Origin of the sequence: Pseudomonas putida (genome assembly GCF_030159595.1) — a bacterium.
Lineage (GTDB): Bacteria > Pseudomonadota > Gammaproteobacteria > Pseudomonadales > Pseudomonadaceae > Aquipseudomonas > Aquipseudomonas putida_AC.
Genome location: NZ_BSKJ01000004.1, coordinates 66,614 through 91,953 on the forward strand (window position 1 = coordinate 66,614; position 25,340 = coordinate 91,953).

The window sequence follows — 25,340 nt, forward strand, 5'->3', positions numbered from 1 at the left end:
GAGACACTCCATGCGTCGTATCGCCATCGTCGGGGCCGGCCAGGCCGGCCTGCAACTGGGGCTCGGGCTGCTTGCCCAGGGCTACCAGGTGAGCATCACCACCAACCGCACCGCTGAACAGATACGCACCGGCAAGGTGATGTCCAGCCAATGCATGTTCAACACCGCCTTGCAAACCGAACGGGACTTGGGCCTCAATTTCTGGGAAGAGCAGTGCCCCGCCGTGGAAGGCATCGGCCTCTGCGTGCCACACCCCGAACAGCCGGGCAGCAAGCTGATCGACTGGAGTGCGCGGCTTGAGCGCTACGCCCAGGCCGTGGATCAGCGCCTGAAGATGCCTGCGTGGATGGATGAGTTCGTCCGCCGTGGCGGCGAGTTGACCATCCAGGACGTTGGCGTCGAAGCGCTGGAAGCGCTGGCGGTCAGCCACGACCTGGTGCTGCTGGCGGCAGGGAAGGGCGAGATCGTCAACCTGTTCCCCAAGGATGCTGAGCGCACCCGCTTCAGCCAGCCACAGCGGGCCCTGGCGCTGACCTATGTGAAGGGCATGACGCCGATGTCGCCCTATTCGCGGGTGGCTTTCAACCTGATTCCGGGCGTGGGCGAGTACTTCGTGTTCCCGGCGCTGACCTTGAACGGACCGTGCGAAATCATGGTGTTTGAAGGCGTTCCTGGCGGCCCGATGGACTGCTGGCAGGATGTGCAAGGCCCTGAGCAGCATTTGCAACGCAGCCTGGAGATTATCCGCCGTTATGTGCCTTGGGAGGCCGAGCGCTGCCGCAATGTCGAGCTGACCGATGCCGGTGGCGTGCTGGCCGGGCGCTTCACACCGATGGTGCGCAAGCCGGTGCTGCAACTGCCGTCAGGCTTGCCGGTGTTCGGCATGGCGGATGCCTTGGTAGTCAACGACCCGATCACCGGCCAGGGCTCCAACAACGCCGCCAAGTGCAGCAAGGTCTACCTCGACGCCATCGTCGCCCATGGCGACCAGGCCTTCACCCCGCAATGGATGGTGCAGACCTTCGAGCGTTACTGGGACTACGCCCAGCATGTGGTCGGCTGGACCAACAGCATGCTGCTACCGCCCCCCGCGCACCTGTTGCAGTTGCTTGGCGCTGCCGGCAAGTCCCAGGCGCTGGCTTCGGTCATCGCCAACAATTTCGACGATCCGCGGCAATTCGCCCCCTGGTGGTTCGATGCCCAGGCCTGCCAGGCCTTCGTTGACAAGCTGTGCCAGCAAGCTGCCTGAGGAACCATGAGCATGAACGCAATGCATTTGCCTTACGACCTGATCGCCGCCGACGGCAGCGAGCCACGAGCCCTGCGCAACCTGCTCGGGCAGTTCGCCACCGGGGTCACGGTGGTCACTACCCGGGGTAGCGACGGGCGCAAGGTGGGGATGACCGCCAACTCGTTTTCCTCGGTGTCGCTGGAGCCGCCGCTGGTGCTTTGGAGCCTGGCGCGCACGGCACCGAGTGTGAGCGACTTCCTGGCCGCCAGCCACTTCGCCATCAACGTGCTGGGCAGCGACCAACACGGCTTGTCCGGGCATTTTGCGCGGCCGGCAGCGGACAAGTTCGCCGGCATCGAGCATGCCGAGGCGACCGCCGGCGTGCCGCTGCTCGACGGTGCCATCGCCACCCTGGTGTGCCGCAACCTGACCCAGTACGAGGGCGGTGATCACCTGATCTTCCTCGGTGAAATCGAGCACTACCGATACAGCGGCGGAGAACCGCTGGTCTTCCATGCCGGGCAGTACCGGGTTGCCGTCGCGCATCCCGAACTCGGCCGTTGAGTCTCCTGCCACTAAAAACAACATGTGGAGCCTTGCATGAACAACATCCGTTACCTGGCCTGCGCCCTTGCGCTGGGCAGTGGTGCGGCCCAGGCGTATGACCTGCCGGTGGTCAACCTGGGCCTTACCAGCTTTCTCGACGGCGGCCTGCCGGCGGGGCCTGGCTGGTACCTGCAACAGTACTTCCAGAACTACAGCGCGAACCGGCTGGTGGACAAGAACGGCGACAAGCTGGGTTTGCCCAAGACCCAACTGGACTATCAGGTGGCGGTGACCCAGGTCAGCTACCTGTCCGAGCTGCGCCTTGGTAACGCCAGCCTGGGCCTGAACACGGTGTTGCCCCTTGTTACCCGGATGAAGGTCGACGATGGCTTGAACAATGCAGCCCTGAAGGACCAGGGCGGGGTCGGCGACTGGCTGATCGGGCCGTTCATCCAGTTCGACCCGATCATGGGGCCGGACGGCCCACGCTTTGTCCACCGCATCGAGCTGCAGGTCAACCTGCCCACCGGCGAGTACAGCGACAAGAAGGACATCAACCCTGGCAACAACGCGGTGTCTTTCAACCCCTATTGGGCGGCGACTTACTGGTTCACCCCCGACTGGACCGCGTCGGTGCGTGCGCACTACCTGTACAACTTCAAGAACCACGACCCTGGCTACGGCTTTGGCGATGCCGGCGATATCCAGGCTGGCCAGGCGTTGCACGCCAACTTCGCCACTGAGTATGCAGTTACCCCGCAACTGCGGCTGGGCATCAACGGCTACTGGCTCAAGCAGATCAGTGACACCCGGGTTGATGGCCATGACGTGTCCGGGCGCCGAGAAAAGGTCTGGGCCATCGGGCCGGGCGGGATGTACAGCTTTTCCAAGGACGATCACCTGGTATTCAACGCCTACTTCGAGCAGGACGTGGAAAACCGCCCGGACGGTTCGAGGCTGCAGGTGCGTTACATCCACCACTTCTGATTGAAGCGGCGTGTGCGCCTTGATGAGACGTTGGCCTGCCCTTGTGGCAGGCCTTTTTTTTAAGGCGTGCTTGGCACGGCAGGGCGTGTCCCAGAATGAATTAAGCCCAGGCATTCCAGGAAATGCCCAGGCTCATGATGGTTACACCTATGTAATGCTGTTACTTCAGCTGTCAGCGTCGGCTGGCGCTTTGCAGGAACTTCTCGGCATAAACCTGTACCCCGGCCGGCGCCTGCTCGGCGACCCAGACCTTCACGGCTTCGACCATGGGTGGCGGGCCGCACAGGTACATGTCGAACGGCATGGCGGTCAGGCGTTCACGGTCGAAATGCTCGTGGATATAACCGCGCCGCCCGTTCCAGCCGGCGCCGGGCTGGCTGACCACCTGGGTGAACTCGAAGCCGGGGATACGCTCGCGCAGGGCCTCCAGGCGCGCGGTTTCGCACAGGTCGGCTTCCTGGCTCACACCGTAGAACAGCTGGATCGGATGGCCGCAATCGCCGCGCTCGGCGATATCGTCGAGCATGCCAAGGAACGCCGACAGGCCAGTGCCGCCCGCTACCATCACCAACGGCCGTTCCACCTGGCGCAGGTAGAAGCTGCCCAGCGGCGCCTCCAGCAGCATCTGCATGCCGGGCGTGCAGTGCTCGCGCAGGAAGGTGCTCATCACACCGTCTGGCAACAAGCGGATCAGGAACTGCAACTGGTTGCCAGGGTTTGGCCGGTTGGCGAAGGAATAGGCGCGCCATTGGTCGGTGCCGGGCACTTGCAGGCGGGCGTACTGGCCGGGCAGAAAGTGCAGGGTACCTGGCTGCTCGCCGGCATCCAGGTGGAGAATGGCGGTGCTGGCCGAAACCAGCTCCACGTTGGTCACTTGGCTGCGCAGCAGGAGCGGTTCGCCAGCATGGCAATGGCTGGAGTCGTGGTCGAAGTAGAAGGTGGCATCGGACTGCACCCGGGTCTGGCAGGCGAGCATTTTGCGTTGGGCCAGGTCGCGGGCGCTCAGGGCTTCGTCATCGACGTAGTCCTGCTCGTAGCGGCCGGCCTCGCAGCGGCCCTGGCAGGTGCCGCAGACGCCTTCACGGCAGTCCAGCGGCAGGCTGATACCTTGGCGCAATGCGGCATCAAGCAGCAGTTCACCCGGCTTGACGGCAATGAAGAAGGTCTTGCCGTCGGCGAAGCTGAGGGCAACGTTGTGGGTCATGGCGGTGGCCCTCAGAGGTGGTAGAAGTCGAGCACGGAGTCGATGGTGTCGTTGAGCAGCAGCACATGCTTGCGGCGAATGCGGAAACTATCGCCGGCCTTTCGCAGGCGGTAGGTGCAGTGACCGAAGAAACTGCTCTGCTGGCCCTGGCGGGCGTACAGGGTGTGCCAGGCCACGCGTGCTTCGAACTCGCTGTCACCCAGTGCGCGCAGCCGCAGGTTGCTGACCTGGTGCAGCGTGCGCGGCAAAGGCGTGGAGGCTGCAGACTTGCCGGTGCGCAGGCGGAACACCCGGTCTTCCAGGCCGGAGCGGTCGGCGTAGTAGATGTACGAAAGGCCCTGGTCCGGGTCTTCCACATAGCGGTGCTCGCTGATCCACTGCGGCAGGTGGAATTCGCTGTCCGCATCGAACAGCTCCAGGTAGGCGTCCCAGTCCTGGGCGTCGCAGAGCTCGGCCTTGTGGATCAGGAATTGTTCGATGGCGTAGTGCAGGGTGATGTTCATGCCTGGACTTCCTTGAGTTGCAGGGCACGGCGCGCCAGCCCTTCCAGCAGCAGGCGCTGCCAGGTGCCGTGCTGGTTGACGTAGAGCCCTTCGTGGGTGAATTCGCGGCCAGTCAGCACCGGGCGGATGCCCAGCGCCTCGCTGTTGGGCGTGGCGCCGTCAGCCCAGCGGTGATGCCCGCGCGAGATGTCGCTCCAGCGTTCCAGGCGGGCCTGGAAGCCACGCTGCTGTTCACGGAACTCCACCAGATCGTCCGGCGTGCCCATGCCCGAGACATTGAAGAAATCCTCGAACTGTCGGATACGGTTGCGCCGATCGGCAGCGGACTCGCCTTTGACCCCGATGCATTGGCTGATGACCTCGGTCTTGTTCCACGCCACCGGGCGGACGATGCGCAGCTGGGAGCTGATCTGGTCCATGAAGAACAGGCTCGGGTAAATGTTCAGGTTGCGCAGGCGGTGCATCATCCATTCGGCGCGGGTCTGCCCGTATTCTTCGACCAACCGCGGCATGACGCTGGCGTAGCCGGGGCGCACGGCGGGGTTGGGCATGTCGCTGAACAGCAGGCTGTGGCCGTTGTGGAACGTGAACCAGCCATCGTCGGTCTCGGCATCGCCGGCGCCGAGCTTGCTGTAGTCCAGGGTGCTGCCGGTGCCCCCTTTTTCTGCGTTGACCTGCTGGCGGTGCTGCACCGTGGACACATAGTTGTAGTGCACGGTGGACACATGATAGCCGTCCAGGCCGTTCTCGTTCTGCAGCTTCCAGTTGCCGTCGTAGGTGTAGGTGGACTTGCCGGGCAGCACTTCGAGTTCGCCGGTGGGCGACTGGGCGACCATCATGTCGAAGAAGATCCGCGCATCGCCAAGGAAGTCTTCCAGCGATTCGCTGGCCTGGCTGTCGAGGCTGATGAAGACGAAACCCTTGTAGCTCTGGATACGCGCCTTGCGCAGGCCGCGTGTGGCCTTGTCGAAACCTTCCGGGTACTCGCCGGGGGCCTTGACCTTGACCAGCCGGCCATCGCTCTTGTAGCACCAGGCGTGGAACGGGCAGGTGAAGGTTGACTGGTTGCCCGCACCCTGGCGGGTCAGGGTGGCGCCACGGTGCTGGCAGGCGTTGATCAGCGCATGCAGTTCGCCATTGCCGTCACGGGTGATGATCATCGGCTGGCGGCCAGCGCGCAGGGTGATGAAGTCGTTGGGGTTGGCGATTTCACTTTCGTGGCAGGCGTAGATCCACTGCTTCTCGAAGATCAGCTCCATCTCCAGGTCGAACAGTTCCGGCTCGGTGAAGATATCGCGGGCGATACGGTAAACCCCCTCGACGGGGCGAAAGTCCAGGCAACCCTGGACGTAGGTTTGCCATTGGGTCAGGCTGCGGGCGCTCATCGGGCGTGTCCTCATTGTTGGGATTGTGTGCAGGATTGAAGCGCTGGCAGCGGGTTGGCTCTAGCCACTAAATGGGCGTTGATCAGCCATTTTTTCTAGTGTTGCAGTGCGTGGATGAGCCGCTTGCAAATAGCTGCACAAAATGGATAGTGGCGAGGTCGCACCAGGCTGGACAATCACGCCAGAGCATTCCTTGACGGGAGATACCCATGCACAGCGTCACTGCCACGCTGCACAACCGTTGTGCCGAACTGGGCCTGGCCCAGCAATGGATGAGCGAGATCTGCGGCCCGCACCAGCTGCGCTCCCGGCACCCGGAGCAACTGAGCTTCAGCCACCTGGGCACGCGTCTGCCGGCGTTGGGCACGGTGCTTGGGTGCATCGCCTACGGCACGGAGGTGAGCATCGATATCCGCTCCCTCGACGCCTACAGCATCAGCCTGCCACTGCGCGGCCGGCAGCGCCTGCGCAGTGGGCGGGCCCAGGTGCGATCCGACGCGGCGTGTGGCCTGGTGGTGTCCCCCCATGAAGCGCATTCGCTGGAACTGGGGGGGGACTGCGAAAAACTCCAGGTAGTGATCCGCCGGCAGGCGCTGGAGGAAGTGGCCGAAGCCTTGTTGCAGCGGCCGCTGGCCGAGCCAATCCGTTTTCGTGCCGAAATGGATACCGGGTGCACGGCGGTGGCAGCCTGGTGGTTGAGCATTCGCCAGGTGCTGGAACACTGGCCGCAGATGAGTGCGCTCTACGGCCAACCACGGCTGGCCCGGGACATGGAAAGCCTGCTGATTCGTGGCCTGCTGCTGGCCCAGCCGAGCAACTATTCGGCGGCGCTGGCACAGGGCGGGCAGGAGCATGTTCCGCAATACCTGGTGCGTGCCCGTCAGTTTCTTCACGAGCATGCGCGTGAAGCCTTGCGTCTGGAGGACCTGGAGCAGGTTGCGGGGGTGTCGCGGGTGAAGCTCTACGAAGCTTTTCGCCGCCACCATGGGCTGACGCCGATGGCCTATCTCAAGCATCATCGGCTGACGGCGGCGCGCAGTGCGCTGTTGAATTGCAGTGCCTCGGCCAGTGTGTCCAACGTGGCGTTGGAGTGGGGCTTCAGCCACCTGGGGCGCTTTGCCAGCGATTACCGCAAAGCGTTCGGCGAGTCGCCTTCCGCCACCCTGGCGCGGTTGCGCTGAGGCAACCGCGCCATCCGCTCAGGAGGCCCGAAACCGGCGGGTCGCCGAGGGCAGTTCCCCATAGCGCCGCTTGTACTCCTGGGCGAACCGCCCCAAGTGGGCGAACCCCCACTTGAACGCCACATCGGTCACTGAAACGTGCTCGCTGCGGGCCAGTTCCTCGTGCACCTGTTCCAGGCGCAGCTCGCGCAGGTAAGCCATCGGGCTGGTATTGCGGAAGGTGCGAAAGCCCGCGAACAGGGTACGCACGCTGACGCCCGCCTGTTCGGCCAGCGACTCGACGCTCAGCGGCTCGTGCAAGTGTTCGCGGATAAAGGCTTCGGTGCGTTTGATGAAATAGGGCGAGATGTTGCTTTCTGCCGGGCGGTCGAGGTTGTCCAGCGCACTGTGGGGCTGGCCATACAGCAGTGAATTGAGCAGCGCCGACTCGAACTGCTTGAGTACCAGCGGTTGGTGCAATGGGTGTTCCGGGCTGCCAATGGCGTTGACCAGGGTATTGAGCAGTTGCAGGAAATAGGCCGCACCTGGGCGCGAGAAGTCCAGGCGTGGATCGAAGCTAGGCAGGCGCTGGCTAGCCTGGGGGATATGCTGGCGGCAGTGGTAAGCCATATCGGCCTGTTCGATGCGCAGGGTCAGTTGCGGTGCACCGCCTTGCCAACGCATGCGCGCTGGCAGGCTGGGCGACAGCAGAGAGGCCACCCGGGGAGAGGATTCGAACGCCAGGCCTTCGCAGCGGATGGTTGCGCCGCCGTGGATGGGGATCTGGATAAGGTAGAAATCCTCCAGCCGGCCGGGGTCGATATCGACCTCCGTCGCGTATTCCAACCGCCCCAGCGACAGGCCGCCACGCACTACATGGTGCATGCTTGCCGCGACCGTCTCGCCGGCATGTACGGCAGACAGCTCATGGGGTTTGAAAACCTGCCCGACACTGCTGCGCACGCTGTCGAGGTCGTCATGCAGGAACAACTGGTTCTGTTCGGTGAACAGTTGCAACTCATTGAAGCATTCACCGCTTGCAAGGCTTGTATCGTTGATGATCATTGTCACCTCTCGTTACACAGGCAATCATGGCTGCACTGTTTTGGCCCGAGCGTTCTGCGGTTACCGGAGGGTGGTTGCAGTATTCGGATAACGCCAAAGCGGCAGTGTGATTGTGGGTACCGATCACCGTCGGCTTGCCAGTTGTGTAGCAAGGAGCAGACCAACCCGCCCGGCGCGTGGCGCAGCTGCCTGCCAAACTGCAGGGCGGTTCAGGCGGCAGCTACAGGGTAATGAACTGCTGGGCAACAGCGCCGAAGCGGCACATGGATGAGGCCAGGGCCGCCACCCTCAACGCCCCTCCAGCACCATCGGCAAATACAGGTTCCCGATCACCAACAACGGCCGTCGATCCTCTTCCAGCGCCGAATACAGGGTCAGCGAGAACACCCATTCACCGCCCTCGCGCTGTGGGTTGGCCTGCTCACGCCAGGTGTCGACCGCCGTTTGCAGGTTGCCTGCGGTACTCCCATCGAGGACCTGGTTGGGATACAGGAACACCGGCGTTTCCCCTACCAGACCATGGCGCGGATCCAGCGGATCGGTGGCCAGTTCATAGGCATAGGCTACCCCGGCGGTGATGCTCAGCCCGCCATCCTGTGCGGCACTGCCGAACAGGTTGTCGAAGGCCGCCTGCAGGGCTGCGCTGACCGTGGTCGGCGCGGTCGCCAGCGGTACCCGCTGGTCCCAGGTGTTGAGCGGGGTGGCGACGCTGGCCGCTTCGACCCGGTCGGTCTGGAACACGAAGGCCGGGTTGGTCGCAGGTCCGTTCGCCCCGAGCAGCTTCTGGTTGCGCTGGACCAGGATCGACCCCGTCGCATTCTGCCAGCGGGCGACATTGAGCCGGGTGAAGATCAGGCTGAAGGTCGGCCACGAGGCCGGAACATGGACATCGGCAGGCACCTGGTAGCGCGACTCGGCAGCCGAGACACTTGCCCGTTCCAGCTCCACCCTCAATCCTGCCGACGTCAGCGCCCAGACCTGCGGCCATTGCCCGTCCGGGCCAACGCCCGCGCTCAGTGCCGTCAGGCCCAGGCTGGCCACTTCGCGGCTGGCTTGCGGGCCATCGCGGTCGGTGACCCGCGCCTGGAAGACGAACGCATCAGTGACCGGCGCTTGTAGCCGAGCCTGCGGCGCACTGTCGCCCAGGCGCACATTCCAGCTACTGGCCACGGCACTGGCCAGGTCGCGCAGGGTGTTCGCTGCGTTGCTCTGTACCGGCGTCAAGGCGCCACTGTCTGGCAGGTCACCGAGGATCTCCCAGAGGGTGTCGGCCACGGCGATGTAGCGCGCCAACTGGACGAACAGATCCACCTCGTTGGCCGCCATGCGCAGCATCTGGTCGGGGCGCAGGTTGTAGCTCAGGGTCAGGCTGACTTCGTCCTGCTCGGCGTGTTCGTGGGAGTAGGTGAAGCGGTGATCCCACAGCGCAAGGTTGTTCATGCTCACCTCGCTGTCCGCGCGCATTGTACTCAGGGCACGGCGGCTGCGCAGGCTCTGGCGCCGTTCGGCGTTCAGTGCGGTGGTGCTGGCGCGCTGGTCGATGATGACGGGCAGCGCCGGGAAGTCCCGCAGCGGGATTGGCACCGAGACCTCGCCCAGGTCGACGCTCAAGGCTGAGGGCAGGTTGCTGCCACCCAGTGGCGGAACGAAGGTCAGCCACTGCGAGGCAGCGTAGCCATCGGGCAGGCCGGCGCTGGTGATATTGCGCTCCAGGTCGGTGATGCCGAAGGCCATGCTGGCGGTGACCGAGCGGTGGCTGGCCGGGTCGGATTCGGTCAGGAGCAGGGTGATGAAGGGCGAGAAGTCGGTCAGCCAGCACTTACCGGCGCTCATGTTCCAAGAGCGGTCCTCGCCGCCGCGGGTGACTTCGATACCGCCGTACATGTCTGCGGGCAGCAAGGTCGTGCCTGGCGCCTGCCAGGCCGAGGTAACCTGGCGGTTCAGTTGCACCAGGGTCGAAGCGCTCCAGGCCCGGGACAGGCTGATGCCCAGTTGCTGTTGCAGGGTGGTGGCGGCAGCGGCCTGGCCGGCGACGGCATCCGGGTCGTTGATCTCCAGGACCGGCTCCAGCCCCTCGGGAATGGCCCCGGCCAGCTGGCGCTTGACCGTCACCAGGTCGGCGAGGGTCTGGCGGGTATCCGGGGTGCGGTACAGTGCGGCGACGTTGGCCGTACCGAGGATACGGTCCATGTCCGAGAGGAAGCGCCCGGCCCAGGGTTCCACGTCGATGCCCTGGAAGTCATGCTGGCTGCTGGCCTGGGACAGCGTCCCGTCCGGCTTGAGCGCCTGCAGGCCGACGCCCTGGCGGCTGACCAGGCACTTGTACAGCGGGGTCAGGGCGAAGAAGCGCGGTTGTGGCCCTGGTGCGCCGGGCACGGTTGTGGCCCCGGCGATGTTCAGGGAACGGATACCCGCAGCGCCGAAGTTCACTGCCCACAGGTCGCGGCTGTCCTCCAGGGCGCGGCCGGTGGCGATGCGCAGGTCGGGCAGGGCTGCACGCATGGCGCTGATAAAGGCATTGAAGGCCAGCCCGCCTCCCTGGTCCTCGGCTGCCGGTGCCTGTGGCGCCGGGATCGGGCTGCTGCAGCGGGACACGCCACCCTGGTTGTCGGCAGCAAAGTCCGGGTTGATCAGTGCCGCCGGGCGGCTCAGGGTCAGGCTCACATTGAGCGGGAAGGCCGGGCCCGGATAAGGCCCGCTGGCACCGATCGGCAGGCTGATGCGCAATCCGGCCGGTGGCACCAGCGCCGGTGCACCCGCAGCGAACAGGGCTTTGTCAGCGTTAGCCGGGGTGTCGACGATGTCCTGGGCATTGACCTGCACCCCGGCCTCGGCGAAGCGCACGATCAGGCTGTTCAAGCAGTCATTGGCCTGGGTTATCACCCGGGTCTGGCCGTGTGGCGCCGCTAGGGTGATACCGCTGGCGATCAGGTTCGGCGTACCGACGTTGGCCAGGGCGAAGGCCCCGGCGCTGACCCCGAGCAGCCCGGCAATCGCCGACGGCGCGGTGGGGCTGTTGAATTGCGCTGCGGCGCAGATCAGCAGGGCGCCGGTACTCAGCGCCTGGGGGGCGGCGCCGATGCCGGTGAGCAGGTCCGTCAGGGTCGCTGCCGGTGCCTGTGCTTGCAACTGGGTCAAGGTCGCGGCCAGGCTCTGCCCGTTGGCGGCGGTGGTCAGGCTGCAGGATTGGCCGTCGACGCTGATGTCCAGGGTTACGCCACCGGCCACCACGCACGGCATCTCCAGGTTGGCCGTGGCCAGCGCCTGGGTGGTTTCGGCGAAGCGTGGCGCGATGGTGTCGAGGCTGTCGCCGCTCTGGATCGAGTAGGGCACCCGTACCTGCGCCGCGTCGCCGGGCCAGCTGACCCTGCCCGGCAGGGCGAAGGCGCCGTCGCTGGGCACGGCAAGGCTCGGGTTGGCGCCCAGCAGCAGTTCCGCCGGGCAGGCGTGGGCATCGGCGAACTGGTGCAGGGTCTGTGCGCCATCGGCAGTGATTCCGGCGCCATCGTTGAAATCGCCCAGATAAAGCAGGGCACCCATCTCGAACAGATTGACCGAATGGGTGTTCAGCGCCGCCAGGGCGGCCTGGTCCAGGCCGCTGCCGTTGTGCGCCAGGCTGTCGTCGCTGCCCGCTACCCAGACCGTGCTGGAAATCAGCTGGTTGGCCTGGAAGATCGCCGGCAGGGCCTGATGGCTCTGGCCCAAGTCGATGACCCCGATGTTCACACCGAGGGCGGCGAAGGCAGTACAGACCTGCTCCAACGAGCGGATCGGCATAGGCACACTGGCTTCGGTCACTGTGACCGATACCCGCTCGGCCTCGGACACCGCCACCGAGAAGGTGATGCCCGGGGTGAGGATGGTCAGGCTGGCGTTATCCCCGGCCAGCAGTCCCGGCAGGGTACCGAGGGCATTGGCCAGGGTTGCCAGGTTGGCGCTGCCGTCGCCGGTATTGCGGGTCAGCGCTGGCGAGACCTGGAGTACCGTGCCGCTGCGCAACGGCAGATCGCCGTTCTCCGGGGCAGCCAACAGGGCTTCGGCACTGACGCTCGGCCAGCCGTCGGGGCGGGTGAGGGCGGTGATGCTCTGTGCCGTGTCGTTCTCGGCGAACAGGGCGTAGGCCGGGACCTTGAGCCGGGCGCCAACCCCGAACAGCGCCTGCATGGGTACCTGCGCGTTGGCCAAGGCCATTTCCGTGTAGCGCAGGCTGTAGTCCGCGGCCAAGGTCGCCAAGGTGGCATTGGCCGGCGCACGGGCGGCACCCAGTTGCGCGGCACTGGCGCTGAAAGCCTGGGATGCGGCGGCGAAGCGCCACAGCGGTGCCTGCTCGATGCCATGGGCGGCGCTGGTATCGAGGCTGGTTTCCACCGTTGCGCTCAGCGGCTGGCCGAGCTGGTAGTAGGCCTTGGCATAGGCTTCGGCCTGGCGATCGGCGGTTTGCGCAGCAGCATCACCGGGCTGGCTTGGCGACGGCATCACCGTGGCCGGGCGCGCCTCCAGGCTGATGCCGAGGGTCACCTTGCCGGCATCGGCACTGACCGCCCAGGCGCTGACCACTGCCGGCCAGTCGCCCACGCCCAGCAGTGGGTCGGTATAGCCGCTGGGCAGGCTGACCTGACCCTGGCCGGCAGGGTTGGCGCCGGTCGGGTTGCCGAGGATGTCCTGGAAGTGCAGCTCGACGTCGGCCGACGGCAGGCTGCTGGCCCAACCAAAGCCGCGATACGGGTCTTCGTCCGGCGTCGGCAAACCGGGCACACGCGGCAGCGGCGACGGCGTGGCGAAGCGGTACAGCGGCAGGACCTGTTCGTACAGCCAGTACGGATCGGCGTCCTCGGCCAGGCGCTGGTCGCGCAGCACGCCACGCCGCACCAGCCGCTGGCGCTTCCACGCGGGCGGCGCATCCCTCTCCACCGGGGTGGGTGGCGCCGGCATGCCTGAGGCGGCCATGGAGAAGGGTGAATCCTGGCGTGCGGGGATCTGCGTGCCGAGCAGGCTGAACAGCCGGCGGGCCTGCAGTTCGGCGGTACTTTCGGCCGCTTCCGGCGGCGCTTCCAGGGTCAGGTTGAAGCCGACGCTGCCGGCCGGCACCAAAGCCTGGAGAATCATGTCCTCTTCGTTGTGGTCTTCGGCATAGAGGGTGCCGATGGTCGCATCCAGCCCCGGCGCCACCAGGGCGCAGGTATTGAACGGCAGCAGGCTGCGGCCTTGCGGTGCGGCACCTTGCTGGGTGCCGGCGATCACCAGCAGGTCGATGCTGGCCACGCCGTTGGCATCCACCGCACTGGCCGGCAGGCCCTTGTCCAGGCCGAGGGTGTAGCCGGTACCACCGACCACGCTGCCTTCCCAGAGCAGGGTGACGAAGCGCTCCAGCTCGTCGAGGGAGGCGGCCGGGGCCGGGTCGCCGTCCCGGGCCAGGCTGTTGACCCGGCCGAGCAGGACGTTGGGTGAGCGTGGCACGCTTTCTGTGGACAGGTTGGCCTGGATCAGCCAGGTCTGCGCCGGCGCGCTGTCGAGCACGCTGAGCCCCGCGCAATTGCCGGCATCCGGTGCCGGGCGGGCAAGGACCTTGACCACCGTGCCGCTGCCTTCGCCAGCCGCCAGCCAGGCGCGCAGGGCCAGCAAAGTGGGGCGCTCGGCCTCGTCCACGCCTTGCAGGGCGAACAGGGTGAGGGCGTCGTTGACCTGCTTGATCGCCACCGAAATGCGGCAGGCCCAGGTGGTGTTTTCCACGGCGACGGCATCGCGACCGGCACTGGCTCCCTCGGCGGTGGTCAGCAAGTCGTAGGCCACGCTGGAACCGGCAAGGGCCTTGGCGCGCAGGTCCGCTGGCAGCGGCCAGAGGGTCGGCTGGGCGCCCACGGGCGGCGCGTCCATACCGGGAATCGGCAGGGCCACCGGGGTTTGCAGTTCGATGCGCTGGGTCAGGCCGTAGGCTTTCGGCGAGAGGCCGGCCAGGGCCATGGCCGCCGGGGCCTTGACCACTGGCAGGGCGAGGCGGGTGGCCGGGCCCATGGCAATGATCTGCGCATTGCTGTAGCGGTAGTCGAGGCTCTGCACCACGTCGGTGGGCACGGCCATGCCAGCGGGAATATCGCTGCGGGCGAGGAAGCGGCTGTTCGACGTCGAATTCGCCGCCGAGACGGTGCTGCCCACCAGGCTGATCCAGCTGGCCTGGGCGGTAAGGGTCAACGCCAGGGCGGGCGCGTCGGCCTTGTCCGGCGCGGTGTCCACCGCCAGGTCGAATTGCTGGCCGGTGAGGTCGTAAAGCGGGGTCGGTTGCTGTGCGTCGGCGACCGCATGGCCCTGGGTGTCGCTCACCGGTTTTGGTGCGCGCAAGCCGGCCATCAGCGAGCGCGAGCCCTGGTTGACGATACGCGGCAGTGCGGCGCCGCCGAGCAGTTGCGCGAGTAACTGGTCGACGGTGATCACCGGCACCTGGGTGACGGTCAGCACGGTATCGATGGCGTACAGGCCGGTCAGGTTTTCCAGGCGCGTGGCGGCTTCGGCGATGTCCAGGCCGTAGGTGTTAGCCAGCAGGGTGAAGCTCAGGGGCTCGCCGTCAGTGGCCTTGGCCACGGCGTTCGGCACCGGCACCAGGGCCAATGGTGCCAGGAAGGCGGCCGGGCCGGCCCAGGTCAGAATATTCGCCCAGGCGTATTGCCAGGTGCCCACGGCGGGGTCGCTGCTGGCGGTCCAGTTGACATCCAGCAGCAGGCGCCGCGCCAGGGCGTCGAGGCTTTCCCCGACACGGGTATGCAGGCCGGCGCTGGCCGGCAACCCGTAGGTACCGGCGCCAGGGCTGGTCACGGCGCCGAGGAAGGTCTGCCAGTCCGCTGCCTCTGGTGGCGACTGCCCGGAATAGACCTGGACCAGGGCCAGGGTCGCGGCGATCTGGTCGAGGGTGTCCCCGGGCTGGGTGGTGTAGTCGCTGGTCGGTTGCACGGCATTGAAACCTTGAGGCACCTTGAGCACTTGCCCGGGTGGCAGTTCCTGGCTGTTGACGGTGAGATCGTCGCGGGTCAGTCGGGCGATCAGCTCGGCATTACCGTCGAACACCGCCTGGGCGTACCAGTCGGCCGGCGGCAGGCGCGGCTGGCGATAGCGCACATAGGCCGTGGCAGCGGCCAGCAATCGGCTGGATGGCCCCTTGCTCCAGGTGCGCGCCGGCAGGTCGAAGGGTGCTGCCGGGTCGAGCAGTGCGGCAGATTCGCCCAGTCCGGCGCCGTCGGCTTCGAACAGCAGGCTGCTGCTGCCCAGATTGAACAGGCTGGCGATGGCATCGAGGGTTTCGCCGCTGGCAGCCTGGTGCAGCAGGGTGCCCAGCTCGATGCTGCCGAGGGCGAAGGCTTCATTGGCGTTGTCCACGGCCAGCACCTCGGGTGCGATGCCGAGGTTGACCGCTAGGCGGCTGCCCACCGATGCGTTTTCCAGTTGGCGTTGCAGGCCGGGATTGAGGAACAGCAGCTCGGCGCTGCTGGCACCGAGGGCCTGGGCCACGCTTTCGACGGTATCCCCGGAGCGTATCGGGTAGTCGATGGTGGCGCTGGCGAAGGTCGCCGCCAGTTGCGCCAGGGACTGGCCCTTGCCGCCGCCCGCGTCGGCGACGCTGACGCGGGTGCTGGCCAGCAGGTCCCCGGCTTCCTGCACTGCCGCCTTGGCCAGCATCAGGCAGTAGTCGCGGAAGATGAAGGTCGGGAATGATTCGTAGCTGGCCGGATCGTCCACCGTCGGACGTGGTCCGCTGGCGCCGCCCACCGGCAGGTATTGGCCCATGTATTGGGCCAGGTCCCATTCGTACCAGGGGCCGACCGGATTGACCTCGGCGAAATTCAGCGTGCCCCCCGGCGTGCCGCTGCGGGTCAGGCCCGGCGGCAGCGGCGCGACCATACCGCCAACCTCGGTGACCGCGCCCGGATCGGCGCCCAGCAGCAGGTGCAGGTTGGTGGCGAACAGGGTGTCCAGGTTGCTCCAGGCAAAGGCTGCGTCGGCGCTTTGCGGATCATCGAGCACGGCGGCGAGCAGGGCCAACTGGCCGGCGGTCAAAGGATCGGTTTCGCTGCGCGGCCCCTCGGGAATGGCGTATAGCGCGTACAGCAGCACGGTGCGAACCCACAGGTCCGGGGTTAGGCTGGCGGTGTCATCGGCGCTGGTGGCCAGGGCATGGTGCGATGCCGAGCGCCGGGCTTCGGCGCGGGCGTTGGGCGCCTGCGGGTCGACCCCGGAGTTGGCACAGAGAATGAACGCGGCGCGGTAGTTCGGCGTTGCGTCGGCCACGGCCGGGCCGCTCCAGGACACCGGCAGCTCGCCGATGGAAATGCTCGGCAGCAGGTACAGCAGCGCGCTGCGCGGCTGGCCGTCCGGCCACTGGCTGCGGCTCGGGGCCCAGTCCCAGTCGCTGTCCTCGAGCAACGCCAGGGTGTTGCTCGCCCGCTTGCGCAGCAGCACCTGGTGCAGGTGCTGGGCGCTGAGTACCTGCACCCGCTGCGCACGATTGCGTCGGGAGCGCGGGCCCTGGCCGCCGGACAGGCTCCCGGCCCGTCCCGGTGCTGCCAGCAGGCGGCTGCCCTGGAAGCCCTTGGGTTCGCCGCCCGGTGCGACGATCCACGGCGTCTGCTGCACCGAACCGAGGGTGAAGGACAGTTCAAGGGATACATGGAAACTGAATGAAATCTTGATGAACAGGATCTTCACCTTGGCCTCGGCGCGCACCGAGACCTTCAGGTCGAATTGCGTCGGCTGGTAGCATTCGAACAGCGCGCTGACCTGGGCATAGGCTTCCAGACTGACCGAAACCTTGATCACCTTGAAGTCTACATACCCGTACACCTTGCCGTGCAGGGCGGCGATGCCCAGGGCACGGAAATACTGGGCCGATGGCAGCCCGGCGCTGGCCGGGTTGAACCAGCCGAGCACGCCTTGGAAGATCACCTGCACCTCGACATAGGCACCGCCACCGAGGATCCCGGCTCGGATCTCTCTGCCCACCCCCACCGCCAGGCCGATGCCCAGTTCCAGCACGGGTGAAAAGGTGCCGTTGCTGATGCGCGGCACCTGGCTCGAAGTCACCCCGTCGAGCAGGCCGAAATACACCCCGCCGCGGCCGATGAAAACGTAGGCCTGGACCGAGAACGAGCGACTGAAGTCCTGGTTGTAGGGGAAGCCCAGGTCCACCTTGAAGTTGCCGTTGGTGTACACCTCGATCACCACGGTGCCCAGGGTCAGCGAGGCGATGCCGAGTTGGAAGGTGCGGAAGGCATCGGGCAGGCGCAGTTCGACGCGGAACATGCCGACGTCATCGGAAATCTTCTTGTACAGGATCTCGAAGCGCAGCCCGGCGAGGCTGCCGGCCTTCTCGCCATTGAGACCCACCGACAGGCCATAGAGGATCGGGTCGTTGAACAGGAAACCGAGGTCCACGGTGTTGGCCATCAGGCCGATATCCAGGCCGATCAGCCATTGGCTGTCGGCGGAGAAGGCGATGCCGCTGCCGCTGGTGGTGGGCAGGTTGCTCGGGTTCTCCACCGGCTGCATGAACTGTTTGAGCAGCGCGAGGTTGCCGGCCACGGTGTCCACCGGGTTCTGCAGGCGGATGCGCTGGCCGATGCCGAGGTAGCGCAGCTCCACCAGCGACGAACCGGTGCCCGGCACGGCGGGCGGCGGGTCGTTGACCACGTCCCAGGCCAGGGCATTGTCGCCGGTATAGGCCTTGCCCAGCAGCGAGCCTTCGAGGACCAGCTCCACCTTGCCGGCGCCGCCGCGGGTGTAGCGCACGCCGATCGCCGAGAGGCTGCCGAAGCCCAGGTCGACCGTGGCCTTGTAGACGAACTCGACCACGTTGTTGGTCGGGTCGAGGGTAAAGACGAAGCTCGACAGCTCGATACGCTTGAGCACGTCCCATGGCGAGTCGAGCGTGAAGCCCAGGGTAGGCGCGGCGAGGTTGACCAGGTATTCGAGCATGTCGCCCAGGGTGGTGCCGCCCAGTTGTACCGCGATCACCTGATGGCGCGGGTTGGTGGTGCTGTCTTTTTCGCCGCGCCAGGCGGTGATGGCCTGCACCCAGATCGTGTCGACGTACACCTTGAGCAGGTAGGTCGGTTCATCCACACCCACGTCCATGCCCACTTCGATACCGATGCGGTTGATCGAGAACTCGCCGCTCAGGCGTCCCGAGGCGGGTGTGTCCGCCGGGGCGTCGCCTTCCCGGGCGATATCGATGCTGGCCGCCGCCGAAATCTTCAGCGCGGTGCCGAACAGGGTCGGGGTCCAGCGCATGGAAATGGTGCCGCCCAGCTCATAGGATCTGTCGCCGGTGGAGAAGGCCACGTCGAGGCGGTCCACGGTCAGTTGGGGCACCGAGGCGGGGGCCTTGCCCAGGCCGAGGAACTGTGCGACCAGGTCGCTGAGGCTGATGCTCGTGCCTTGGTAGAGGCCGCCGGAGAAGCGCCAGCCCTCGGGGGCGTCCGGGTCTTGCACCGGGTAGTCGGCCCTGAAGACCAGGCGCGGGCTTTCGTAGTCGTCGTCGGCGGCCGCAGGGAAGAATGAGAACACGCCGTTAAGGCCGCCGCCAACCCGGCCGTTCTGCGCGCTGATCCAGAACCCGATCTGTTCCAGGCGCAGGGTGATCACCACCAGGTTGATGTCCCAGCCCTGGTCGGCGCTGGGCCCGTCGTTGTCCGGGGTACCGAAGACCACCAGGGTCTCGGCGGAATAATTCTGCACCAGCGGGTCGGCGGCGAAGCCCAGCTCGCTGACCACGGCACTTTGCAGGCCGCCCACGGCGGGACCTGGGGCACCGAAAAAGTAACTGAATGCCTGGCCAATGGGGATGTAGTCACCGCTGCGCATCTGGCCTTCGATGTACAGCTGGGGCAGGCTGACCGAGACGTCGATATCGACTTTCTGCCTGGTGTTGCCGTTGTCGCCGAAGCGTAGGGTACCGAAAACGCTTCCGCTAACCGTTCCGATCTGGCGGAACACACTGCTGTCGTCGCGGATCGCCCCCCAGGCCCAGACCCAACGGGTGCCGATGTCATGCAGGGTGACGAAAGGTACCGGTGGCGACCATTGTTGTTCGGAGGCGATGGTCAGTGCGAGGCTTTGCAGCTGGGGAGGCGATTGGTCGTCCGGTGAAGTGAACGTGAAGTCCACTTCATGGAATTTGAAGGTTTCCAGCAGCGGAAAATTGTCCGGTAAGGGCAGCGCAGGGACGCCGAAGATGCTGCTCAGCTGTGCCACTCCACGGACGACCGAGGCGTGGGCGGGATCGAACACCGCGATCAGGTGCCATTGATGCCCTACGAGCAACAGGGGAGTAGAGACGTTGGCGACCAGCGCGGCGTTTCCTTGTCCTAGGCTGGCGGTGCCGACCAGGTTGACCACCGAGAAACTGCTGCGCCCCCATTCGCTCGTGTTGAGGTCGTCGCGCACCAGCATTTGCAGGCCGAGGTTCGACAACGTCAAGCCTTTGGGGCCATCTCCCGTGGTGGCTGGTGAACCGATGTTAAGTACAGGGGAGCCCGCGGCCCGGGCCAGTAGCTCCATGACTGGGATTGCGGTCCAGTTCGCGGGCATCTGCAGGGTGCCGCTCAGACTCAGCGGCCAGGGTGCTAGCATGGCCAGCGTGGAGGCGAAAAGGTCATTGGCCGGCAGCCGCCCGGACAGGGTCAGGTTAGCGTCGGCGCTGCTGTCGGCGCTGAACACCACGGATTCCAAGGCAAGCCCGTGCAGAAAGGACGGGGTCCAGATGACTGTGCCCAGGCTGGACTCCTGACCCTGGCTGCTCGGCAGGCAGTTGGGGTTGAAGAAGTCGGAGAATGTCCAGCGACCGGAAGCGATGCCAAGACTGAGCTGAAAGGTGCCGATGCCGCCCTCGGGCTCGACGTAAAGCAATTGACCGTGTACCGCAAAGCGCATGCCCCGTGGGTCGCCGGGCTGGCCGAAGACACCGCTGCCGGTCAGGGTCACACGGCCCAGTCCCTGTGTCAGGCTCGCCTGCGATAACAGGTAACTGTCCTGAATGCCGAACAGGCCGAGCACGCCGCGTATGGGTGCCAATGCGGCTTGCGCAGAGGCGCTCCAAAGATCGATGACACCATTGTTAAGCGCGGCATTCAACGCGGAGTAGACGGTGGCGACAGACATGGTTTACCTCTGGGTCGAAAAACGGGCAGATAGGAACGGGTTCAGCGGCGGGATTTCAGCTGACGCAGCTGTCTTTGTTCCGTCGCGGGCGGGCGGGCCCTGTTCGTTGTAGGCGGTCGGGGCATGAGGGCCGTGCTGTTTTCTGCCTGGCGTCCTGCGGTCCTGCTGGCGCGGGCGTCGACGAACAGCCGTTCAAGCTCGACGGCGGTCTCGGGCAGGCGCCCGCTAGGCACGCCGGTCATAGTGATGGTGTCAGGTGACCGGGTGGACTTTGAGTCGACCTGATAGAACCAGTTCATGCCCTCGCTTGGTACTCCGGTTAAGGGTGTAGCCGTAGCGAGGGGCGCGAAGCTGAAGTTCCACGGGGTGCCGTAGAGGCTGTGATACAGGGTGGTGTAGAAATTCTGGCGGGTCTGGTAAGTGCTGATGCCATATGGAGTTGGCAAGGTAAGGCTGTAGGCTGCATCGAAATAGGTCGTTGTGTAGTGATAGGGCGGGATCAGCGGGTCATACCACCATGAGTTGGTGTTGTCGGCATAGGTAACGAAGGCATCGATGGTCTGCAGTGAGGGGTGCTTGTGCAACGTGTCCGCACTGACGACGACTGTCGCAGCGCCCATCAGATACGCGAATGTGTTGACGACCTGAGCCTGGGGAAGGGTTATGGGGTCTGTGCTGACTTTCAGGCCAAACGTGGTCTTACGGCTACCGTGGTGCGGTGCCTGCAACGCGAAGGTGCAGTCCAGCTTGAATGTGAAAGTGTGAAACAGATTGTTGACGAACTCGAAGGTCGTATAGGTCGCGTCGCCAAAGATAACGGCGCCGACATTGAACACTTGAAGATAGATGCCGAGGGATGTGGAGTTGGCCACGTCGCCATTCGGGGTATAGCTTCCGATGCTCGTTGACGACCCGGAAGAGACGGTGTTGACCGCGATAACATAGGCGACTGCATGAGTAGTGCCCCACAAGGGCGTCCAGTCGGCCTGGGTGGGGCCTTTCAATCCCGTGTATGCGATAGGAAATCCCATCACATCCTTGTCGGAACTCGTGGTGCGTTTGCCCAGTTCGGTCAGGACGTTGATGCCCCCGTCCATGTACCAGTTGTAGCTTCCGCTGTAGAACACCTTGCCGATTTCCATGTATGGGAGTTCTTCCAGCAACTCGAGGATCATGTTGATATGGTCGCTATCCTTGTGCGACAGGAATACCGCATTCAGATAGCCTGAGCCGGTCACGCCTCCTGTATTGGCAAGGATCTGCTTGGCAAGGAATGCCCTGGCAGGCTTCCCTGCCCGGACCTTGTTTTTGTTGGAACCCAGATCGAACAATGCATTGGCGACAATCGTGCCCGAGGCGTCGTACTCCTCGAAGAATGTACTCATCCCTTGGCCAACATCGAGAAAGTAAAGGCGTTGGTAACTCATGGGCAAAATCCTGTGCCATTGATCTTCAGATAACCGGCGGCGTACGCCGCCCGGAACGGGCGAGACGTCTGCCGTCCGGCGTACGCCGTGCGACCTGGCGCGGCGCCGGGGCGGCCAGCAACGCCTGCTGCTGTTTCTTCTTGTCCTCGTCCTTTAGATACGCCGCATACCAGCCCAGCGAGGTCTTCGGGCTGCCCGGCGCGCCGAACAGCATCAGGTCGGCATTGCCCGGCGGGAAGCTCCAGGCCAGCACCGAGAGGGCGAAACGGCGCATCCGCAGCAGGTAGTTGAGGCGGTTGTCGCTGTCGCGCCAGGTCTCGAAGAGGAAGTTGCGAAAGCCCAGCTTGAGCACCCCCTGCAGCGGCAGGCTGCCATTGAGGGCGTTGGACATACCGAGCTTGATCCCCAGGTAGACCGGCGGATCCCCCGCCACCGGCTCTGGCCCCCAGGCGGCGAGCAGGGTGATCTTCAGGCCGATGGCGCCGCTGAGGGCGCCGAGGGTGCCCATGTCCAGGGCCATGCTCAGGCCGAACCAGGGGGCAGCCAGCGGCTGCTGGTCGAGGGGCGCGCCAATGGAAGTGAAACCGAGGCTTTCCGGGGTCGCACCTTGTGGCGGTTGGCCGGCGGGGGCCAGGTCGGGGGCGGCGACCAGGCCGTCGAGGCGCAGCGGGAAATTCTCTATCAGCGACGCCGGACGCGCCAGCGAGGCGCCTGGGCCTGTGTCGAAGTTGACGCCGGCTTCGCCGGAGGTGAAGCGCTGCTCCGACGGGTTTTCCATGGCGAAGGACATTGCCACCACCAACCCTTGAAAACTCAGGTAGCCGTTGACCACGTCACCTGGGCCATACCCGAACAGGTCGAATTCGGGTATCTCGACGAAGCCCAGGCGGCCGGATAACACGAAATTGGCGGTGAGCAACCCGTCCACCGGGGCGGCGGCGGTTTCCATGCGACAGTCGCGGATATCGATATTGGCCAGGGCCGCGCCATTGCTCTGGAATACGTTGTCGCCCAGCAAGCTGAACGAGTAGCTCGGCTGCCCGCCAATACGCTGGTAGCTGCCGGTGAGGATCAGGTTGTTGCCACGCGCACGGTCGACCTTGGCCAGCCACGAGGCGAACAGGCGGTTGACCATCAGCTCGGCCTGGGCAGAGAAGTCCACCACCCGCGCATTGTCGAAGCGCACGCGCATGGACAGGGTCTTGTAGCCGAAGGGAATGGTGGTGGAGGCCACCAGGTCGTCCGGGTCGTTGTAGTCGATGAGGCCGAACGCGGCGGTCTGGCCCAGTTCGATGATACCGTCGTGGGGCGTGTAGGGCGTCAGCGAAAAGCCGATGTGGTGGGCGTAGAAGCGCGTACGGTCGACGCCGGCGGCCATGAAACGCAGGGCCGAGGGCATGTCCTGGAAGTCGATGGGGGCATTGAGGAACAGCACACCGTTCCACCGCGGGTTGTCCAGTACTTCGTGGTAGAACAGCGCCAGCGGATTACCGTCGTCGGTATTGGGGTCGAGGGCGGCGAGGCGCGCTTTGAGAATCACCGCGTGGAGGGCGGCCAGGGTCGGTGCCAGGCTGCCGTCCGGGGCCTTCGCCACGTCCGGCCAGCACCAGGCGCTGGTGTCGGTCGCCAGGTCAGTGATGGCCCGGCCGCAGTACTTGAACAGCATCAGGGTCGGGGTCAGGGCGTCTTTGCGCCAGGCGCGCGGCGAGAGCTGGAAGGTCCAGCCCTCGATATCGGCGCGCAGCAGCCCGGCGGCCGACTCGGCCTCGGCCAGGTAATCGCCGGCGCTGGCCGATACCGCAGCGTCGAACGCGGTCTCGTTGGGGAATTCCGGATAGCCGAGGGCCTTCAGCGCGGTGTTGATCGCCTGGGCCTGGGCGGCTGGCACCCCGGCAGCGAGCAGACGTGACACGGCGTTGGCGGCGGTCAGCTGATAGGCCACCGAGCTGCCTTCGTCCATGAAAGTGTCGACATCGGCCACCACCATGAACATCTGGTTGGATTGCAGGGCTGCCTGAAAAGGTGGTTTTACCTCGGTGAGGATCAGTTGCCCGGTACTCGACTGCGGCATGTTGGCGAACAGCATGCCGGCCCAGGCCGATTGCGCCGGGTCGAGCACGGCGATCAGGCCGCTGGGGGTGACGCCCAGCGGCGGCGTGTCGGCGGCATTGGCCTGCGTGCCGAGGCGCAGGCGCCCGGTGGGCGCGCTGCGCGGTGCTTGCTGGGGCGGCAGGCCGATCAGGGTGCGTCGGGTCGGTGCCAGGGCGGCGTCTTCCAGGTGGGCGGCCTGATCGATGGCGCTGGCGGCGATGCGCCCGTACACACCCATGGGCCACACCGTCGGTACGCTTTGCTGGCTGGCCTGCAACGTCGGCAGGGTGGCGGCATTCATGTTCAGGTAGGCGAGAAAGCCTGCCACCGGCACCTGGGCCGCGTTGAACAGCGGCGCGCGCGGGGGTTGCGCTCCGTAGCTGCGGCCGCTGCCGCCATCGGAGAGCACGGTAGCCCAGGCGGTGGTGCCGAGATCGCTCAGGGTGGCGCTGTTCGTTTTCTCGTCAGCGGGCGGCAGATAGGCTGCGCCATTGGCCTGGAACAGCAGCAGCGAGGCACCGTCTTGCGGCAGCACCACGGTCTCGGTGCCGGAGACGCCGAGGATGAGTCGGGTATTGCCGTCGCTGCTGCGCGCCTGACGGGGCGTGCCGAGGTCGAACAAGCCATCCGGCGCCAGGTGCCAGACCAGGCTGGCGCTGGCGGCATCGGGGGCATCGAACAGCGGGGTACGGCCGAAGTTCAGGCGCGCACCGGGCAGCACGCCGCTGCCGGCGCGAGGCGTGGCCTGGGTGGCGTGCCCGGTATTGCTGAGCTGGGCAAAGCCCAGGGTTGGCGCCTGGCCCTCGGCGGTGGCGAAGACCAGCGCGCTGCGCTGTGGCAGTTCCGGATTCAGCGGATCGAAGGCCAACGCCAAGTCGAACGGCGTGGCGTCCAGTTGCCGGAACAGGGGCATGTCGATGATGCTGACTTCGCCCACCCGGCTGTCGGCGTCGGCCTCGCCGTAGCGCAGCATGACGCCGAGGCGCTGCATATCGTCGGCCTCTTCGCTGCCCCCATGGCTGGCGCGGATACCGAAGGTCAGGCAACCCAGTTGCGCGCCGGCCAAGGGCAGCGGGCACTGCGTCTCGATCGGTGGATAGATCCCGCCGGGGGCGGTGAAGGCCAGGCCGCTGGCGGCGAACAGCAGGCTGTCGCTGCTGGCGCTGAAGCGGGTTGCGCCATGTACAGTCACGGCGTACCCGCCCAGATTGAACGCGCTATCGCGTACCACGCGCCAAATGCCCGCCGGGTCGCCGGCACTGGCGGGCAGGGCGTCGATGCCATGGGTTTGCCACTGGCTGGCGGGGTCCGCCGGATTGGCGAGCCACAGCAGGCGTAGCCAGCCCTTGGGCGACAGGCGCGGCCACAGCGCGCGCAGGTCGCTGACGAAGGCCGCCGGATCGGCCGGCGCGCTGCCGAGAAACAGGTAGGCGCCGCCCTGGTCGGCCCAGGTCTGCGCCAGGCTGGCGCTGGCACCAAGGTCGTTATCGGGGCTGGCCAGGTAGCCCGCCCAGTACTGCTCCAGCCCGCTTTCGGCGAGGGTGGATAGGCGGTACAGGCCCGCAGTGACTTGCTCGAACACCGGTACGCTCATGGCGGC

Annotated in this window: 11 protein-coding genes; 4 read left to right on the top strand and 7 right to left on the bottom strand. The window is 65.8% G+C overall.

Features of this window, described 5'->3' with window-relative positions; genetic code table 11:
* The first annotated feature begins 10 nt into the window (after positions 1–10).
* From QQL85_RS10290 to QQL85_RS10300, 3 genes are read left to right on the top strand one after another with little or no spacing between them, the layout of a single operon-like run.
* Positions 11–1,249 carry a styrene monooxygenase/indole monooxygenase family protein gene (locus tag QQL85_RS10290; protein WP_284353836.1) on the top strand — a complete coding sequence of 413 codons (1,239 nt, stop codon included), beginning with the start codon at positions 11–13 and terminating at the stop codon, positions 1,247–1,249.
* 12 nt (positions 1,250–1,261) lie between these two features.
* Entirely contained in the window at positions 1,262–1,795 is a 534-nt protein-coding gene (locus tag QQL85_RS10295; protein WP_284353835.1) for a flavin reductase family protein, read from the top strand.
* A 36-nt stretch (positions 1,796–1,831) separates the two neighbouring features.
* Complete coding sequence (locus QQL85_RS10300) at positions 1,832–2,764, top strand: SphA family protein (RefSeq protein WP_284353834.1); 933 nt, start codon at positions 1,832–1,834, stop codon at positions 2,762–2,764.
* A 172-nt stretch (positions 2,765–2,936) separates the two neighbouring features.
* On the opposite strand, the gene antC is transcribed toward QQL85_RS10300, so the two are convergent.
* Genes antC through antA form a run of 3 tightly spaced genes read right to left on the bottom strand, consistent with a single transcriptional unit; the run spans position 2,937 to position 5,856 of the window.
* Positions 2,937–3,968, bottom strand: a complete 1,032-nt coding sequence (gene antC / locus QQL85_RS10305; RefSeq protein ID WP_284353833.1) for an anthranilate 1,2-dioxygenase electron transfer component AntC — start codon at positions 3,966–3,968, stop codon at positions 2,937–2,939.
* Between the two features lie 11 nt (positions 3,969–3,979).
* Positions 3,980–4,471, bottom strand: a complete 492-nt coding sequence (gene antB / locus QQL85_RS10310) for an anthranilate 1,2-dioxygenase small subunit (protein WP_284353832.1) — start codon at positions 4,469–4,471, stop codon at positions 3,980–3,982.
* Positions 4,468–5,856 (bottom strand): anthranilate 1,2-dioxygenase large subunit, encoded by a 1,389-nt coding sequence (antA, locus tag QQL85_RS10315; protein WP_284353831.1) that lies wholly within the window; start codon positions 5,854–5,856, stop codon positions 4,468–4,470. Before antA ends, antB begins: the two co-directional genes overlap by 4 nt.
* Positions 5,857–6,065: 209 nt before the next feature.
* On the opposite strand from antA, the gene QQL85_RS10320 reads away from it, so the two are divergent.
* Positions 6,066–7,037, top strand: coding sequence for an AraC family transcriptional regulator (locus tag QQL85_RS10320; RefSeq protein WP_284353830.1), 972 nt, complete (start codon positions 6,066–6,068; stop codon positions 7,035–7,037).
* An 18-nt stretch (positions 7,038–7,055) separates the two neighbouring features.
* On the opposite strand, the gene QQL85_RS10325 is transcribed toward QQL85_RS10320, so the two are convergent.
* The 4 genes from QQL85_RS10325 to QQL85_RS10340 form a co-directional block, all read right to left on the bottom strand.
* Positions 7,056–8,081: an AraC family transcriptional regulator gene (locus tag QQL85_RS10325; RefSeq protein ID WP_284353829.1), complete on the bottom strand. Its 1,026-nt coding sequence runs from the start codon at positions 8,079–8,081 to the stop codon at positions 7,056–7,058.
* A gap of 288 nt (positions 8,082–8,369) precedes the next feature.
* On the bottom strand, positions 8,370–20,222 hold the full coding sequence (locus QQL85_RS10330; RefSeq protein ID WP_284353828.1) for a LysM peptidoglycan-binding domain-containing protein: 11,853 nt from the start codon (positions 20,220–20,222) through the stop codon (positions 8,370–8,372).
* Positions 20,223–20,263: 41 nt separating this feature from the next.
* Positions 20,264–21,649, bottom strand: a complete 1,386-nt coding sequence (locus QQL85_RS10335; RefSeq protein ID WP_284353827.1) for a hypothetical protein — start codon at positions 21,647–21,649, stop codon at positions 20,264–20,266.
* A gap of 25 nt (positions 21,650–21,674) precedes the next feature.
* Positions 21,675–25,334, bottom strand: coding sequence for a hemagglutinin protein (locus QQL85_RS10340; RefSeq protein ID WP_284353826.1), 3,660 nt, complete (start codon positions 25,332–25,334; stop codon positions 21,675–21,677).
* Positions 25,335–25,340 lie beyond the last annotated feature (6 nt).

Bases quoted from the DNA above. Each gene is read 5' to 3' on its own strand.
- QQL85_RS10325 (WP_284353829.1), bottom strand. From the start codon at position 8,081: ATGATCATCAACGATACAAGCCTTGCAAGCGGTGAATGCTTCAATGAG.
- QQL85_RS10340 (WP_284353826.1), bottom strand. From the start codon at position 25,334: ATGAGCGTACCGGTGTTCGAGCAAGTCACTGCGGGCCTGTACCGCCTA.
- QQL85_RS10335 (WP_284353827.1), bottom strand. From the start codon at position 21,649: ATGAGTTACCAACGCCTTTACTTTCTCGATGTTGGCCAAGGGATGAGT.
- QQL85_RS10295 (WP_284353835.1), top strand. From the start codon at position 1,262: ATGAACGCAATGCATTTGCCTTACGACCTGATCGCCGCCGACGGCAGC.
- antA (WP_284353831.1), bottom strand. From the start codon at position 5,856: ATGAGCGCCCGCAGCCTGACCCAATGGCAAACCTACGTCCAGGGTTGC.
- QQL85_RS10290 (WP_284353836.1), top strand. From the start codon at position 11: ATGCGTCGTATCGCCATCGTCGGGGCCGGCCAGGCCGGCCTGCAACTG.
- QQL85_RS10330 (WP_284353828.1), bottom strand. From the start codon at position 20,222: ATGTCTGTCGCCACCGTCTACTCCGCGTTGAATGCCGCGCTTAACAAT.
- antB (WP_284353832.1), bottom strand. From the start codon at position 4,471: ATGAACATCACCCTGCACTACGCCATCGAACAATTCCTGATCCACAAG.
- QQL85_RS10320 (WP_284353830.1), top strand. From the start codon at position 6,066: ATGCACAGCGTCACTGCCACGCTGCACAACCGTTGTGCCGAACTGGGC.
- antC (WP_284353833.1), bottom strand. From the start codon at position 3,968: ATGACCCACAACGTTGCCCTCAGCTTCGCCGACGGCAAGACCTTCTTC.
- QQL85_RS10300 (WP_284353834.1), top strand. From the start codon at position 1,832: ATGAACAACATCCGTTACCTGGCCTGCGCCCTTGCGCTGGGCAGTGGT.